General features: G+C 63.1%; 11 protein-coding genes and 1 tRNA gene. All 12 read left to right on the forward strand.

What is annotated here, in order from left to right; translation table 11 throughout:
- The first annotated feature begins 101 nt into the window (after window positions 1-101).
- The 12 genes from AC13GA_RS02150 to fusA all read left to right on the forward strand — a co-directional run bounded on the left by AC13GA_RS02150 (window position 102) and on the right by fusA (window position 16,246).
- Window positions 102-177 (forward strand) — tRNA-Trp (locus tag AC13GA_RS02150).
- Between the two features lie 49 nt (window positions 178-226).
- Window positions 227-640, forward strand: coding sequence for a preprotein translocase subunit SecE (gene secE, locus AC13GA_RS02155; RefSeq protein WP_197583944.1), 414 nt, complete (start codon window positions 227-229; stop codon window positions 638-640).
- Between the two features lie 10 nt (window positions 641-650).
- Window positions 651-1,211, forward strand: a complete 561-nt coding sequence (nusG, locus tag AC13GA_RS02160) for a transcription termination/antitermination protein NusG (RefSeq protein WP_004145203.1) — start codon at window positions 651-653, stop codon at window positions 1,209-1,211.
- A gap of 297 nt (window positions 1,212-1,508) precedes the next feature.
- Window positions 1,509-1,937: a 50S ribosomal protein L11 gene (rplK, locus tag AC13GA_RS02165; RefSeq protein ID WP_004145248.1), complete on the forward strand. Its 429-nt coding sequence runs from the start codon at window positions 1,509-1,511 to the stop codon at window positions 1,935-1,937.
- Window positions 1,938-1,941: 4 nt separating this feature from the next.
- A complete protein-coding gene (gene rplA, locus AC13GA_RS02170; RefSeq protein WP_004145250.1) occupies window positions 1,942-2,640 on the forward strand; it encodes a 50S ribosomal protein L1 in 699 nt (232 codons plus the stop codon).
- A 384-nt stretch (window positions 2,641-3,024) separates the two neighbouring features.
- The gene (gene rplJ / locus AC13GA_RS02175) at window positions 3,025-3,561 is read left to right on the forward strand and encodes a 50S ribosomal protein L10 (protein WP_004145252.1); all 537 of its coding nucleotides are present in this window, start codon (window positions 3,025-3,027) and stop codon (window positions 3,559-3,561) included.
- Window positions 3,562-3,624: 63 nt separating this feature from the next.
- Window positions 3,625-3,993, forward strand: coding sequence for a 50S ribosomal protein L7/L12 (gene rplL / locus AC13GA_RS02180; RefSeq protein WP_004145253.1), 369 nt, complete (start codon window positions 3,625-3,627; stop codon window positions 3,991-3,993).
- Between the two features lie 364 nt (window positions 3,994-4,357).
- Complete coding sequence (rpoB, locus tag AC13GA_RS02185) at window positions 4,358-8,512, forward strand: DNA-directed RNA polymerase subunit beta (RefSeq protein WP_046988086.1); 4,155 nt, start codon at window positions 4,358-4,360, stop codon at window positions 8,510-8,512.
- 87 nt (window positions 8,513-8,599) lie between these two features.
- Entirely contained in the window at window positions 8,600-12,823 is a 4,224-nt protein-coding gene (rpoC, locus tag AC13GA_RS02190) for a DNA-directed RNA polymerase subunit beta' (protein ID WP_482997440.1), read from the forward strand.
- 283 nt (window positions 12,824-13,106) lie between these two features.
- Window positions 13,107-13,481 carry a 30S ribosomal protein S12 gene (gene rpsL / locus AC13GA_RS02195; protein WP_004145320.1) on the forward strand — a complete coding sequence of 125 codons (375 nt, stop codon included), beginning with the start codon at window positions 13,107-13,109 and terminating at the stop codon, window positions 13,479-13,481.
- An 11-nt stretch (window positions 13,482-13,492) separates the two neighbouring features.
- Entirely contained in the window at window positions 13,493-13,966 is a 474-nt protein-coding gene (gene rpsG, locus AC13GA_RS02200; protein WP_004145321.1) for a 30S ribosomal protein S7, read from the forward strand.
- Between the two features lie 138 nt (window positions 13,967-14,104).
- Window positions 14,105-16,246, forward strand: coding sequence for an elongation factor G (fusA, locus tag AC13GA_RS02205; protein ID WP_065722846.1), 2,142 nt, complete (start codon window positions 14,105-14,107; stop codon window positions 16,244-16,246).
- Window positions 16,247-16,256 lie beyond the last annotated feature (10 nt).

Below are 16,256 nucleotides of genomic sequence, written 5' to 3' on the forward strand. Positions count from 1 at the left end.
CTGCAGTACCGGCGGTTGCATAGCGCCGCCGGTTACGCGAATGGCGGGCCGGGAACCTCGGTCCGCCTTCGCCGTCTAAGGGAAGGCAAGTTTTATCACGTACGCCAGTAGCTCAATTGGCAGAGCAGCGGTCTCCAAAACCGCAGGTTGGGGGTTCGAGTCCCTCCTGGCGTGCCATCTGCCCACCTTATCCAGCGGCCTGGGCCGCTAAAGCAGACACAGCCGGATGAATAGCAAGATCGAACATTCCAAGGACAACTCCGCCAACGGCGGAGATATCGTCAAGTACGTTGCCGCATCACTGCTGGTGCTGGCGGGTCTGTTCGTCTGGTTCTGGTTCTCCGCCGACTCCGGTCGCGCCGCCCAGCTGGGTGCATGGGCGGGTCAGCTGCGTGCGTTGGCGGTTGTGGTCGGTCTGGTTGGCGGTATCGGCGTGTTCATGCTGACCGGCAAGGGGCGTGACACCCGCGAATTCCTCTCCGAATCGCGCTTTGAACTGCGCAAGGTGGTCTGGCCGACGCGCCAGGAAGCCATCCGCATGACCTGGGTCGTGATGGTGGTGGTAACCATTCTCAGTCTGCTGCTGGGTGGGTTCGATTACGTCATTCAGTGGCTGGTTCAGCTGTTCCTGAGCCGCTAAGGAGAAGTGCATGAAGCGTTGGTACGTCGTTCACGCCTATTCGGGCTTCGAGAAGTCGGTGGCGCAGGCCCTGCGCGATCGCATCGTCCGTGACGGCATGGAAGAGCGCTTCGGCGACGTCCTGGTTCCGACCGAAGAAGTGATCGAGATGCGCGCCGGCCAGAAGCGCCGCTCCGAGCGCAAGTTCTTCCCGGGTTACGTGCTGGTCCAGATCGAGACCCACGAAGAGGCGGGCATTCCGCGCATCGACAACGAAAGCTGGCACCTGGTCAAGGAAACCCCGCGCGTCATGGGCTTCATCGGCGGTACCGCCGATCGTCCGCTGCCGATCGCCGATTCCGAGGCCGAAGCCATCCTGAATCGCGTTCAGGAAGGTGTCGAGAAGCCGCGTCCGAAGGTGCTGTTCGAGCCGGGCCAGATGGTCCGTGTCACCGACGGTCCGTTCAACGATTTCAATGGCGTGGTCGAAGAAGTCAATTACGAGAAGAGCCGTCTGCGCGTCTCGGTGCTGATCTTCGGTCGTGCCACTCCGGTCGAGCTCGAGTTCGGCCAGGTCGAAAAGGCCGTCTGATCCGGCTGTAGAGTCGAGCCATGCTCGACTGCGGGGTCTGGATGGCGGTGCAGTCGAGCATGGCTCGACTCTACAGAAGGAACCGGGCCTTGCCCGGTTTCCTTTGTTTATGTGCCGCTTCAGGCATGTGAAGAAAAAACCTGATATAGTGCGCGGCTCCCCGCTGGGAAGCCAGCAGGACGAGGCCGCCGCAAGGTGGCCTTCAGCATGATTTCAAAACGCGATGCCGGGACGCGTGATTCCCGGTCCGATGGGGAGCCTGTTGTCGCAAGGCGCTAGCACCCGGAGAGCATACTCATGGCAAAGAAAGTTGTCGGTTACATCAAGCTGCAGGTGAAGGCCGGTCAGGCCAACCCCTCGCCGCCGGTCGGTCCTGCGCTGGGTCAGCGCGGCCTGAACATCATGGAATTCTGCAAGGCGTTCAACGCTGCCACGCAGAAGCTCGAGCCGGGTCTGCCGGTTCCGGTGATCATCACGGCCTACTCGGACCGTACGTTCACCTTCATCACCAAGAGCACCCCGGCCACCACTCTGCTGAAGAAGGCCGCTGGCATCTCGTCGGGCTCCAAGCGCCCGAACACCGAGAAGGTCGGCAAGGTCACCCGTAAGCAGCTGGAAGAGATCGCCAAGGCGAAGGAACCGGATCTGACTGCCGCCGACCTGGACGCCGCCGTGCGTACCATCGCTGGCTCTGCCCGTTCCATGGGCCTCGTGGTGGAGGGTTAAGAAGATGGCACAGACCAAGCGTGAGAAGGCCATCAAGGCCGCTGTCGTTCCGGGCAAGGCATACGCCTTCGAGGACGCGATCAACATCCTGAAGACCGCCACCAAGGCCAAGTTCGTCGAGTCGATCGACGTGTCCGTGCGCCTGGGCGTCGATGCGAAGAAGTCCGACCAGCAGGTCCGTGGCTCCACCGTGCTGCCGGCTGGTACCGGCAAGTCGGTCCGCGTCGCCGTGTTCGCTCCGGCCGGTGCCAAGGCTGACGAAGCCCTGGCCGCTGGCGCCGAAGCCGTCGGTATGGACGATCTGGCCGAGAAGATGCAGGCCGGCGATCTGAACTACGACGTCGTCATCGCGACCCCGGATGCCATGCGCGTTGTCGGTAAGCTGGGCACCGTGCTGGGCCCGCGCGGCCTGATGCCGAACCCGAAGGTCGGCACCGTTTCCCCGAACCCGGGTGAAGCCGTGAAGAATGCCAAGTCGGGTCAGGTGCGCTACCGCACCGACAAGGCCGGCATCATCCATTGCACCATCGGCAAGGCCGACTTCGCCGAAGACGCGCTGAAGTCGAACCTGACCGCGCTGCTGCTGGACCTGATCAAGGCCAAGCCGGCCACCTCGAAGGGCACCTACCTGCAGAAGGTTTCGGTCAGCTCGACGATGGGCCCGGGCGTCACCGTCGACCAGTCGTCGCTGACCCTGAAGTAATTGTTTCAAGCGGTCACGGTGCCCTGGGTGCCGTGACCGTGACATTTGAAGGCATCGCCGGCAGCACATCGCCGGTGGTAGCCGTCAAAGACCGCAGGCGCGGTCATGGCAATACCGGCGACGGGCACGGAAGCTCGAACTGGCAGGGAGTCGCCGCCGGAGCAGTCATGAGCGCTTAATCGATTCCCCGGAATCACCCTGCGTAGATGGTGCCCTTCTGGAGTTTTTCTGGTTCACGCATGTCTGGGATTTCCCTGATTGCCTCCAGGTCTGGAACGGCCCACCCCCCGGAGCATCATTCCGATGTTCCCGGCGTCCAGGACGGATGCTGCACAGGACCGCACACGGCAGGAGCCGTAAGCGGAGTTCAATAGGAGGAGTGCAATGGCTCTCAATCTGTCCCAGAAGCAAGAAGTAGTCGCCGAGCTGGCAGACATCGCCGCCAAGGCCCACTCCTTGATCGCAGCCGAATACGCTGGCACCACGGTCGCCCAGATGACCGCGATGCGCAAGCAGGCTCGTGAAACCGGTGTTTTCTTGAAGGTTGTCAAGAACACCCTGGCTTCGCGCGCCGTTGAAGGCACCGAGTTCGCAGTCGCCCAGGACCAGATGGTTGGTCCGCTGCTGTACGCGTTCTCGCTTGAGGAGCCCGGCGCAGCCGGTCGCCTGATCAAGGAAGCTGCCAAGGGCAACGACAAGCTGAAGGCTAAGGTCGTCGCCATCGGTGGTGAAGTGTTCCCGGCAAGCCATGTCGACGTGCTGGCCTCGCTGCCGACCCGCGACCAGGCCCTGGCAATGCTGGCCCGCGTCCTGACCGAGCCGGTCACGATGTTCGCCCGCGCCATCAAGGCAATTGGCGACAAGCAGAATGGTGGCGACGTCGCCGCCGACGCTGCTGAGCCGGCCGCCGAGACCGCCTGAGTTTCGACTTACCGTGGTTCCTGACGGAACCTCAATCCAGAAAATCATCCAAAGGTATTAATCATGTCCCTTACCAACGAACAGATCGTCGACGCCATCGCCGAGAAGTCCCTGATGGAAGTGATGGAGCTGGTCAAGGCCATCGAAGAGAAGTTCGGCGTCTCCGCCGCTGCTCCGGTTGCCGTGGCTGCTGCCGCTGGCCCGGCCGCTGCTGTTGAAGAGCAGACCGAGTTCACCGTCACCCTGAAGTCGGCCGGCGACAAGAAGGTCGAAGTCATCAAGGCCGTCCGCGCCATCACCGGCCTGGGCCTGAAGGAAGCGAAGGACCTGGCCGAAGCCGGTGGCGTCCTGAAGGATGCCGCTTCGAAGGACGAAGCCGAGAAGATGAAGAAGGACCTGGAAGCTGCTGGCGCGACTGTCGAAGTCAAGTAAGCACTTCCTTTGCATCGTCATCGATTCACGGCGATGCAGCCAAGGCTGGGGGCGTAAGCCCCCGGCCTTTGGTCGTTGTTGCGGTGCGGGTAGAGTCGACTGTTAGTCGACTGCTGTGAAAAGGGTCGACTAACAGTCGACTCTACCGTTCCAGATGCAGAAAAAAGCCCAACACGGGCTGCAGTCAAACCCCGGCAGGCCAGCGCGGAGCGCGGCAGCAGGGGCGTGGTAGCAGACGAGTTGGCAGTTGGAAGTAGCGGGAGAAGGCGTGCTGGTGCCGGCAATACCAGCGACTTCCAACTGACAATTTCAAGTTCCCTTCGGATCGTGGGCGCACGATCCGCACAACAAGGTGGAAGACCTCATGACGTCCTATTCGTTCACCGAAAAAAAGCGTATCCGCAAGGATTTCGGCAAGCAGCGTTCGATTCTCGAAGTGCCGTTCCTGCTCGCCATCCAGGTGGATTCCTACCGTGAATTCCTGCAGGAAAACGTCGATCCGGCCAAGCGCACGGACCACGGCCTGCACGCTGCGCTGAAGTCGGTCTTCCCGATCGCCAGCTACAGCGGCAATGCTGCCCTGGAATACGTCGGCTACAAGCTGGGCGAACCGGTCTTCGACGAGCGTGAGTGCCGCCAGCGTGGCATGAGCTACGGCGCGCCGCTGCGCGTGACCGTGCGCCTGGTGATCTACGACCGTGAGTCGTCGACCAAGGCCATCAAGTACGTGAAGGAGCAGGAGGTCTATCTGGGCGAAATCCCGCTGATGACCGAAAACGGCACCTTCATCGTCAACGGCACCGAGCGCGTCATCGTCTCGCAGCTGCACCGTTCGCCGGGCGTGTTCTTCGACCACGACCGTGGCAAGACCCACAGCTCGGGCAAGCTGCTGTACAGCGCCCGCATCATTCCTTACCGCGGCTCCTGGCTGGACTTCGAGTTCGACCCGAAGGACGCGCTGTTCACCCGTATCGACCGTCGCCGCAAGCTGCCGGTGTCGATCCTGCTGCGTGCGCTGGGCTACAGCAACGAAGAGATGCTGGCCGAGTTCTTCGAGATCAACACCTTCCACATCAACCCGGATGAAGGCGTCCAGCTGGAGCTGGTGCCGGAGCGCCTGCGCGGCGAAACCCTGGGCTTCGACCTCGCCGACGGCGACAAGGTCATCGTGGAAGCCGGCAAGCGCATCACCGCGCGCCACATCAAGCAGCTGGAAGCCTCGGGCATCGCCGCCCTGGCCGTGCCGGACGACTACATCGTCGGCCGCATCCTGTCGCACGACGTGGTCGATGCTTCGACCGGCGAACTGCTGGCCCAGGCCAACGACGAGATCACCGACGAGCAGCTGCAGGCCTTCCGCAAGGCCGGTGTGGATGCCGTGGGCACCCTGTGGGTGAACGATCTGGATCGTGGCCCGTACCTGTCCAACACCCTGCGCATCGACCCGACCAAGACCCAGCTGGAAGCCCTGGTCGAGATCTACCGCATGATGCGTCCGGGCGAACCGCCGACCAAGGACGCCGCGCAGAACCTGTTCCACAACCTGTTCTTCACCTTCGAGCGCTACGACCTGTCTGCGGTCGGCCGCATGAAGTTCAACCGTCGCGTGGGCCGCAAGGAAACCACCGGCGAAGCCGTGCTGTACGACCGCAAGTACTACGGCGAGCGCAACGACGAAGAGTCCAAGCGCCTGGTTGCCGCCCACGGCGACAGCTCGGACATCCTGGACGTGATCAAGGTCCTGACCGAGATCCGCAACGGTCGCGGCGTGGTCGATGACATCGATCACCTGGGCAACCGTCGCGTTCGTTCGGTCGGTGAAATGGCCGAGAACGTGTTCCGCGTGGGCCTGGTCCGCGTCGAGCGCGCGGTCAAGGAACGCCTGTCGATGGCGGAGTCGGAAGGCCTGACCCCGCAGGAGCTGATCAACGCCAAGCCGGTGGCTGCGGCGATCAAGGAATTCTTCGGCTCCTCGCAGCTGTCGCAGTTCATGGATCAGAACAACCCGCTGTCGGAAGTCACGCACAAGCGTCGCGTCTCGGCCCTGGGGCCGGGCGGTCTGACCCGTGAGCGCGCCGGCTTCGAAGTGCGCGACGTGCACCCGACCCATTACGGCCGCGTCTGCACCATCGAAACGCCGGAAGGCCCGAACATCGGCCTGATCAACTCGCTGGCCGTGTACGCCCGCACCAACCAGTACGGTTTCCTCGAGACCCCGTACCGCAAGGTCGTGGACGGCAAGGTCTATGACGAAGTCGAGTTCCTGTCGGCGATCGAAGAAAACGAGTACGTCATTGCGCAGGCCAACGCGCTGACCAATGCTGACAGCGTGCTGACCGAACAGTTCGTTCCGTGCCGCTTCCAGGGCGAATCGCTGCTGAAGCCGCCGGCGGAAGTCCACTTCATGGACGTCTCGCCGATGCAGACCGTGTCGATCGCGGCCGCGCTGGTTCCGTTCCTGGAGCACGATGACGCCAACCGTGCACTGATGGGCGCCAACATGCAGCGTCAGGCCGTGCCGACCCTGCGTGCGCAGAAGCCGCTGGTCGGTACCGGCATCGAGCGCGCCGTGGCGCGTGACTCCGGTGTGACCGTGAACGCCCGTCGTGGTGGCGAGATCGTGCAGATCGATGCCGCCCGCATCGTGGTCAAGGTGGTCGAGGAAGAAATCGTCGGTGCCACCGACGCCGGCGTCGACATCTACAACCTGGTCAAGTACACCCGTTCGAACCAGAACACCTGCATCAACCAGCGTCCGCTGGTCCAGGTGGGTGACATCATCGCCCGCGGCGATGTGCTGGCCGACGGTCCGTCCACCGATATCGGCGAACTGGCTCTGGGCCAGAACATGCTGATCGCGTTCATGCCGTGGAACGGCTACAACTTCGAAGACTCCATCCTGCTTTCCGAGCGCGTGGTGGAAGAGGATCGCTACACCACGATCCACATCGAAGAGCTGACCTGCGTCGCGCGTGACACCAAGCTGGGGCCGGAGGAAATCTCCGCCGACATCCCGAACGTTTCCGAGCAGGCGCTGAACCGCCTGGACGAAAGCGGCGTGGTGTACATCGGTGCCGAAGTCCGCGCCGGCGACATCATGGTCGGCAAGGTCACCCCGAAGGGCGAAAGCCAGCTGACCCCGGAAGAGAAGCTGCTGCGCGCGATCTTCGGCGAGAAGGCGTCGGACGTGAAGGACAGCTCGCTGCGCGTGCCGCCGGGCATGGACGGCACCGTCATCGACGTGCAGGTCTTCACCCGCGACGGCATCGAGAAGGACAAGCGCGCCCGTCAGATCGAAGAGTCTGAAATCAAGCGCGTCAAGAAGGACTTCGACGACCAGTTCCGCATCCTGGAAGCGGCCATCTACATGCGTCTGCGTTCGCAGATCGTGGGCAAGGTGGTCAACGGTGGCGCCAGCCTGAAGAAGGGCGACGTCATCACCGACGCCTTCCTGGACGGCCTGAAGAAGGCTGACTGGTTCGCCCTTCGCATGAAGGACGAGGACGCCTCGGAAGCCATCGAGCGCGCCCAGAAGCAGATCCAGGCGCACGAGAAGGAATTCGAGCGTCGCTTCGCCGACAAGCGCGGCAAGATCACCGCCGGCGACGACCTCGCCCCGGGCGTGCTGAAGATGGTCAAGGTGTTCCTGGCCGTGAAGCGCCGCATCCAGCCGGGCGACAAGATGGCAGGCCGCCACGGCAACAAGGGTGTGGTGTCCAACGTGGTGCCGGTCGAGGACATGCCGTACATGGCCTCGGGCGAAACCGTGGACATCGTGCTGAACCCGCTGGGCGTGCCGTCGCGTATGAACATCGGCCAGATTCTGGAAGTGCACCTGGGCTGGGCAGCCAAGGGCCTGGGTCGCAAGATCCAGGCGATGATGGAAGCCCAGGCTGCGGTCGCCGACCTGCGCAAGTTCCTGGACGACATCTACAACCACGACGACACCAACGTGGCCAACCGTGTCGACCTGTCGCAGTTCAGCGACGAGGAGCTGCTGCGTCTGGCCCGTAACCTCACCGACGGCGTGCCGATGGCTACCCCGGTGTTCGACGGCGCCACCGAAGCGGAAATCAAGCGCATGCTGGAACTGGCCGACCTGCCGAGCAGTGGCCAGACCCAGCTGTACGACGGCCGCACCGGTGAAGCGTTCGATCGCCACACCACCGTCGGTTACATGCACTACCTGAAGCTGAACCACCTGGTCGACGACAAGATGCACGCGCGTTCGACCGGTCCGTACTCGCTCGTCACCCAGCAGCCGCTGGGCGGCAAGGCGCAGTTCGGCGGCCAGCGCTTCGGTGAAATGGAAGTCTGGGCGCTGGAAGCCTACGGCGCGGCCTACACCCTGCAGGAAATGCTGACGGTGAAGTCCGATGACGTGCAGGGCCGCAACCAGATGTACAAGAACATCGTCGACGGTGAGCACGAGATGGTCGCGGGCATGCCGGAATCCTTCAACGTGCTCGTGAAGGAAATCCGCTCGCTGGCCATCAACATGGAACTGGAAGACAACTGATCCATGCCGGCGCGGCGGTCCGCCGCCGCGCCGCTGGCAGTCAACTGAAAGCCCATCGACACAGCATTCCTCCTTCTGGAGAACACCATGAAAGACCTGCTCAACCTCTTCAACCAGCAGCGCCAGACGCTGGACTTCGACGCGATCAAGATCGCGCTGGCCTCGCCGGACCTGATCCGTTCGTGGTCCTTCGGCGAAGTGAAGAAGCCGGAAACCATCAACTACCGTACCTTCAAGCCGGAACGTGACGGCCTGTTCTGCGCCGCCATCTTCGGCCCGGTGAAGGACTACGAGTGCCTGTGCGGCAAGTACAAGCGCATGAAGCACCGTGGTGTCGTGTGCGAGAAGTGCGGCACCGAAGTGACCCTGGCCAAGGTGCGCCGCGAGCGCATGGGCCACATCGACCTGGCTTCGCCGGTCGCGCACATCTGGTTCCTGAAGTCGCTGCCGTCGCGCATCGGCCTGATGCTGGACATGACCCTGCGCGACATCGAGCGCGTGCTGTACTTCGAAGCGTACGTGGTGACCGAGCCGGGCCTGACCGCCCTGGAGCGCCGCCAGCTGCTGACCGAAGAACAGTACCTCCAGGCCCGCCAGGAGCACGGTGACGACTTCGACGCCGCCATGGGCGCCGAGGCCGTGTACGAGCTGCTGCGCACCATCGACCTGCAGTCGGAAATGACCCGCCTGCGCGAAGAAATCGCCAGCACCGGTTCGGAAACCAAGCTCAAGCGCCTCACCAAGCGCATCAAGCTGATCGAAGCCTTCCTGGAATCGGGCAACCGTCCGGAGTGGATGGTCATGACCGTGCTGCCGGTGCTGCCGCCGGACCTGCGTCCGCTGGTTCCGCTGGATGGCGGCCGCTTCGCGACCTCCGACCTGAACGACCTGTACCGCCGCGTCATCAACCGCAACAACCGCCTGCGCCGCCTGCTCGAACTGAGCGCGCCGGACATCATCGTGCGCAATGAAAAGCGCATGCTGCAGGAATCGGTCGATGCGCTGCTGGACAACGGCCGTCGCGGCCGTGCCATCACCGGCACCAACAAGCGCCCGCTGAAGTCGCTGGCCGACATGATCAAGGGCAAGCAGGGCCGCTTCCGCCAGAACCTGCTCGGCAAGCGCGTCGACTACTCGGGCCGTTCGGTCATCGTGGTCGGTCCGTACCTGCGCCTGCACCAGTGCGGCCTGCCGAAGAAGATGGCGCTCGAACTGTTCAAGCCGTTCGTGTTCGCCAAGCTGCAGCGTCGTGGCCTGGCCACCACCATCAAGGCCGCCAAGAAGCTGGTCGAGCGCGAAGAAGCCGAAGTCTGGGACATCCTGGAAGAGGTCATCCGCGAACATCCGGTGATGCTGAACCGTGCGCCGACCCTGCACCGTCTGGGCATCCAGGCGTTCGAGCCGGTGCTGATCGAAGGCAAGGCCATCCAGCTGCACCCGCTGGTCTGCACCGCGTTCAACGCCGACTTCGACGGTGACCAGATGGCCGTCCACGTGCCGCTCTCGCTGGAAGCCCAGCTGGAAGCGCGTGCGCTGATGATGTCGACCAATAACATCCTGTCGCCGGCCAACGGCGAGCCGATCATCGTGCCGTCGCAGGACGTCGTGCTGGGTCTGTACTACATGACCCGCTCGCTGGAAAACAAGAAGGGCGAGGGCATGGCCTTCGCCAACATCGCCGAAGTCAAGCGCGCCTACGACAACCGCGTGGTGGAACTGCACGCACGCGTCAAGGTCCGCATCACCGAGGTGGTGACCGACGAAGACGGCATCAAGCAGAACAAGACCTCGATCGTGGACACCACGATCGGTCGCGCCCTGCTGGCTGAAATCCTCCCGGAAGGCCTGCCGTTCGCGCTGGCCAACACCGAGCTGACCAAGAAGAACATCAGCCGCCTGATCAACTCCAGCTACCGCCAGCTGGGCTTGAAGGACACGGTCGTGTTCGCCGACAAGCTGATGTACACCGGCTTCGCCTACGCGACCCGCGCCGGCGTCTCGATCGGCATCGACGACATGCTGATCCCGGACGAGAAGAAGGGCATCCTCACCGAGGCCGAAGCCGAAGTGCTGGAAATCCAGGAGCAGTACCAGTCGGGCCTGGTCACCGCTGGCGAGCGCTACAACAAGGTGGTCGACATCTGGTCGCGCACCAACGAGCGCATCGCCAAGGCGATGATGGACACCATCGGTACCGAGAAGGTCGTCAATGCCAAGGGCGAGACCATCGACCAGAAGTCGATGAACTCGCTGTACATCATGGCCGACTCCGGTGCCCGTGGTAGCCAGGCGCAGATTCGTCAGCTGGCCGGTATGCGCGGCCTGATGGCGCGTCCGGATGGCTCGATCATCGAGACGCCCATCAAGGCGAACTTCCGCGAAGGCCTGAACGTGCAGGAGTACTTCAACTCCACCCACGGTGCCCGTAAGGGTCTGGCCGATACCGCGCTGAAGACCGCGAACTCGGGTTACCTGACCCGTCGTCTGGTCGACGTGGCGCAGGACGTGGTAATCACCGAGGTGGATTGCGGTACCACCGAAGGCCTGATCATGACCCCGATCGTGGAAGGCGGCGACGTGGTCGAGCCGTTGAAGGATCGTGTGCTGGGTCGCGTGGTTGCCGAGGACGTGTTCCTGCCGGGCAACGACGAAGATCCCATCGTCACCCGCAACACCCTGCTCGACGAAGCCTGGGTGGCCAAGCTGGAAGATGCCGGCGTGCAGACCATCAAGGTCCGCTCGACCATCTCCTGCGAATCCGCCTTCGGCGTCTGCGGTCGCTGCTACGGCCGCGATCTGGCCCGTGGCCACATCGTCAACATCGGTGAAGCGGTCGGCGTCATCGCCGCACAGTCCATCGGTGAGCCGGGTACCCAGCTGACCATGCGTACGTTCCACATCGGTGGTGCGGCGTCGCGTGCGGCTGCGGTCGACAACATCACCGTCAAGACCACCGGCTCGGTCAAGTTCAGCAACCTCAAGTCGGTCGAGCATGCCAATGGCTCGCTGGTGGCAGTGTCGCGTTCGGGCGAAATCTCGGTGCTCGATGCTCACGGCCGTGAGCGTGAGCGCTACAAGCTGCCGTACGGCTCGATGATCGCCTCCAAGGATGGCGATGCAGTGAAGGCTGGCCAGACCGTGGCCAGCTGGGATCCGCATAACCACCCGATCGTTTCGGAAGTGGCCGGTTTCATCCGCTTCATCGACTTCATCGACGGCGTCACCGTCATCGAGAAGACCGACGAGCTGACTGGCCTGGCCTCGCGCGAGATCACCGATCCGAAGCGCCGCGGCGCCCAGGCCAAGGATCTGCGCCCGATCGTCCGCATCGTCGACGCCAAGGGCAACGACCTGACCATTCCGGGTACCGATCTGCCGGCGCAGTACCTGCTGCCGCCGCGCTCGATCGTCAACCTGCAGGACGGCGCCGCTGTCGGCGTGGGCGACGTGGTTGCCAAGATCCCGCAGGAAGCCTCCAAGACCCGTGACATCACCGGTGGTCTGCCGCGCGTGGCCGATCTGTTCGAAGCGCGCAAGCCGAAGGATCCGGCGGTGCTGGCCGAGCGTTCGGGCATCATCAGCTTCGGCAAGGACACCAAGGGCAAGCAGCGCCTGATCATCAAGGACACCGATGGTTCGGAGCACGAAGAGCTGATTCCGAAGTACCGCCAGGTGATCGTGTTCGAAGGTGAACACGTGACCAAGGGCGAAACCATCGTGGACGGCGAGCCGAGCCCGCAGGACATCCTGCGCCTGCTGGGTGTCGAGCCGCTGGCTGCCTACCTGGTCAAGGAAATCCAGGACGTGTACCGCCTGCAGGGCGTGAAGATCAACGACAAGCACATCGAGGTGATCACCCGCCAGATGCTGCGCAAGGTCGAGATCACCGATCAGGGCAGCAGCAAGTTCCTGAACGGCGAACAGGTCGAACGCCAGCGCGTTATCGAGGAGAATGCACGCCTCGGTGCCCGCAACGAGCTGATCGCCCGCTTCGATCCGGTGCTGCTGGGTATCACCAAGGCCTCGCTGGCTACCGAGTCGTTCATCTCGGCGGCCTCCTTCCAGGAGACCACCCGCGTGCTGACCGAGGCTGCCGTCCGCGGCACCAAGGACAACCTGCGCGGCCTGAAGGAAAACGTGATCGTCGGCCGCCTGATCCCGGCCGGTACCGGTCTGTCGTACCACAGCAACCGCCGCCGCGGCGCTTCGGGTCTGACCGACTCGGAGATGCAGGCCCTGACCGGCACCCCGGCTGCAGTCGAGGCGCCGGCCGTTGAAGCCGAAGCTGAACAGGCGTCTGGCGAAGAATGAGGTATCAGGTCCGGCCGAGAGGCCGGACCACCCCATCGGTTCATCGATGGGATTGGGAAAGGGCAGGGGGGATCGTCCGCGATCCACCCTGCCAACCTGAACGGGGTACATGGAGGCCCCCCAGTAACGTTCCAGGATCAGGAACGGGCTTGACAGGAGGCGTTTGACTGCTTTCCTGGCAGGTTGCTACAATCGTCTGTCTCAGCAGGCCAGAATTTTGGCCTGCTTTAACATTTCCGCATCTCTGGCCGGATTTCCGGCCACCAATCAGAAGAACCTACTGATGGCGACGATCAACCAGCTGGTCCGCAAGCCGCGGCAAGCTACTACGTACAAGAGTGCCTCGCCGGCGCTCGACAAGTGCCCGCAGCGCCGTGGCGTCTGCACCCGCGTTTACACCACCACTCCGAAGAAGCCGAACTCGGCTCTGCGCAAGGTTGCCAAGGTTCGCCTGACCAACCAGGAAGAGGTGATCTCCTACATCGGTGGTGAAGGCCACAACCTGCAGGAGCACTCCGTGGTCCTGATCCGTGGCGGTCGCGTCAAGGATCTGCCGGGTGTGCGTTACCACACCGTTCGTGGCTCGCTCGACGCCGCCGGCGTCGCCAAGCGTCGCCAGGCCCGTTCCAAGTACGGCGCCAAGCGTCCGAAGGCCTAAGGAGAGAGCATATGTCGCGTAAGGGTAATACTCCGCAGCGTTCCGTCCTGCCCGATCCGAAGCACGGAAGCGAAACCATCGCCCGCTTCATCAACATGGTCATGCAGAGCGGCAAGAAGTCCGTCGCCGAAAAGATCGTGTACGGCGCCATGGACGTGATCACCGAGAAGAACAGCAGCGCCAACGCCATTGAACTGGTGCAGAAGGCGCTGGACAACGTTGCTCCGGCGGTCGAAGTGAAGTCGCGTCGCGTCGGCGGCGCCACCTACCAGGTGCCGGTCGAAGTGCGTTCGTCGCGCAAGATGGCCCTGGCCATGCGCTGGCTGATCGACTCCGCGCGCAAGCGTGGTGAGAACACCATGCCGAAGAAGCTGGCTGCTGAACTGATCGACGCCTCGGAAAACCGTGGCGGCGCCATCAAGAAGCGCGAAGAAACCCACCGCATGGCCGAAGCCAACAAGGCATTCGCCCACTACCGCTGGTGAGTTTGACGGCCTTGTAAAACAGGCAGGGCAGCACCATTACGGTGCTGCCTCGCGGTCCCGGAAGGACTGCGCCAATCCGAAGGCCGCCGCAAGGCGGCGTTCGGCCATCCGAAATCCAAGAAATCTGAGAGGCTCCCCGTGGCCCGTTCCACTCCCATCGAGCGTTACCGTAACTTCGGCATCATGGCCCACATCGATGCCGGCAAGACCACCACGTCCGAGCGCATCCTGTTCTACACCGGCAAGAGCCACAAGATCGGTGAAGTGCACGACGGCGCCGCCACCATGGACTGGATGGAGCAGGAGCAGGAGCGTGGCATCACGATCCAGTCCGCTGCGACCACCGCGTTCTGGAAGGGCATGGACAAGTCCCTGCCGGAGCACCGTTTCAACATCATCGACACCCCCGGGCACGTTGACTTCACCATCGAAGTCGAGCGTTCGCTGCGCGTGCTCGACGGTGCGGTGTTCGTGCTGTGTGCCGTCGGTGGCGTGCAGCCGCAGTCGGAAACCGTGTGGCGCCAGGCCAACCGTTACAAGGTGCCGCGCATCGCGTTCGTCAACAAGATGGACCGCACCGGTGCCAACTTCTACAAGGTCCGTGACCAGCTGAAGGCAAAGCTCGGCGCCGTCGCCGTGCCGATGCAGCTGCCGATCGGCGCTGAAGAAGGCTTCAAGGGCGTTGTCGACCTGCTGAAGATGAAGGCCATCCATTGGGATGAAGCCTCGCAGGGCATGAAGTTCGAATACGGCGACATCCCGGCCGACCTGCAGGAAAAGGCTGAAGAAGCCCGTACCTTCATGATCGAAGCCGCGGCTGAAGCCAACGAAGAGCTGATGGAAAAGTACCTGGGCGGCGAAGAGCTGGCCGAGGCTGAAATCATCAACGCGCTGCGTACCCGCACCCTGGCCACCGAGATCGTGCCGATGTACTGCGGCTCGGCGTTCAAGAACAAGGGCGTGCAGGCCATGCTCGACGGCGTGATCCAGCTGCTGCCGTCGCCGGTCGACGTGCCGGACGTGACCGGTACCGACGTGGACGACGAAAACGTCGCCATGAGCCGCAAGTCGGACGACAAGGCTCCGTTCTCGTCGCTGGCCTTCAAGATCATCACCGATCCGTTCGTCGGCGCGCTGACCTTCTTCCGCGTCTACTCGGGCACCCTGAACGGTGGCGACACCGTGCTGAACTCGGTGAAGGGCAAGAAGGAGCGCATCGGCCGCATCCTGCAGATGCATTCGAACAACCGCGAAGAGATCAAGGAAGTTCTGGCCGGTGACATCGCCGCTGCCGTGGGCCTGAAGGACACCACCACCGGTGACACCCTGTGCTCGATCGACCAGCCGATCATCCTGGAGCGCATGACGTTCCCGGAGCCGGTGATCTCGATGGCTGTCGAGCCGAAGACCAAGTCGGACCAGGAAAAGATGGGTCTGGCTCTGGGTCGCCTGGCGCAGGAAGATCCGTCGTTCCGCGTCAAGACCGACGAAGAATCCGGCCAGACCATCATCTCGGGCATGGGCGAGCTGCACCTGGACATCATCGTCGACCGCCTGAAGCGCGAGTTCAACGTTGAAGCCAACGTCGGCGCGCCGCAGGTGGCCTACCGCGAAACCATCACCCTGGCCGACGTCAAGTCGGACTACAAGCACGCCAAGCAGTCCGGTGGTAAGGGTCAGTACGGTCACGTCGTGATCGAGCTGTCGCCGCTGACCGCTGCAGACCGTGCCGATGCCAAGCTGGCCCCGGCGATCAAGGACGACTTCCTGTTCGTCAATGACATCACCGGCGGCGTGATCCCGAAGGAATTCATTCCTTCGATCGAAAAGGGCCTGCGCGAAACCATCACCAGCGGTCCGCTGGCTGGCTTCCCGGTGGTGGATGTCAAGGTCAAGCTGGTGTTCGGCTCGTACCACGACGTCGACTCTTCGGAAATGGCGTTCAAGCTCGCTTCGTCGATGGCCTTCAAGCAGGGCTTCGCCAAGGCCAAGCCGGTTCTGCTGGAGCCGATCATGAAGGTCGAGATCGTGACCCCGGAGGATTACCAGGGTGACGTGATGGGCGACGTCAGCCGTCGTCGCGGCGTGCTGCAGGGTTCCGACACCACCGGTGACGGTTCGGCCAGCATCATCAACGCGATGATCCCGCTGGGTGAAATGTTCGGCTACGCCACTGCGCTGCGTTCGCAGACCCAGGGCCGTGCCACCTTCACCATGGAATTCGATCACTACGAGCCGGCGCCGAACAACATCGCCGAAGCCGTCATGAAGAAGGGCTGAGCCTCGCTCA

It is taken from the genome of Stenotrophomonas sp. 22DLJC03, from assembly GCF_056861405.1.

Bases quoted from the DNA above. Each gene is read 5' to 3' on its own strand.
- secE (WP_197583944.1), top strand. From the start codon at position 227: ATGAATAGCAAGATCGAACATTCCAAGGACAACTCCGCCAACGGCGGA.
- rplJ (WP_004145252.1), top strand. From the start codon at position 3,025: ATGGCTCTCAATCTGTCCCAGAAGCAAGAAGTAGTCGCCGAGCTGGCA.
- rplK (WP_004145248.1), top strand. From the start codon at position 1,509: ATGGCAAAGAAAGTTGTCGGTTACATCAAGCTGCAGGTGAAGGCCGGT.
- nusG (WP_004145203.1), top strand. From the start codon at position 651: ATGAAGCGTTGGTACGTCGTTCACGCCTATTCGGGCTTCGAGAAGTCG.
- rplL (WP_004145253.1), top strand. From the start codon at position 3,625: ATGTCCCTTACCAACGAACAGATCGTCGACGCCATCGCCGAGAAGTCC.
- rpoC (WP_482997440.1), top strand. From the start codon at position 8,600: ATGAAAGACCTGCTCAACCTCTTCAACCAGCAGCGCCAGACGCTGGAC.
- rpoB (WP_046988086.1), top strand. From the start codon at position 4,358: ATGACGTCCTATTCGTTCACCGAAAAAAAGCGTATCCGCAAGGATTTC.
- rpsL (WP_004145320.1), top strand. From the start codon at position 13,107: ATGGCGACGATCAACCAGCTGGTCCGCAAGCCGCGGCAAGCTACTACG.
- rpsG (WP_004145321.1), top strand. From the start codon at position 13,493: ATGTCGCGTAAGGGTAATACTCCGCAGCGTTCCGTCCTGCCCGATCCG.
- rplA (WP_004145250.1), top strand. From the start codon at position 1,942: ATGGCACAGACCAAGCGTGAGAAGGCCATCAAGGCCGCTGTCGTTCCG.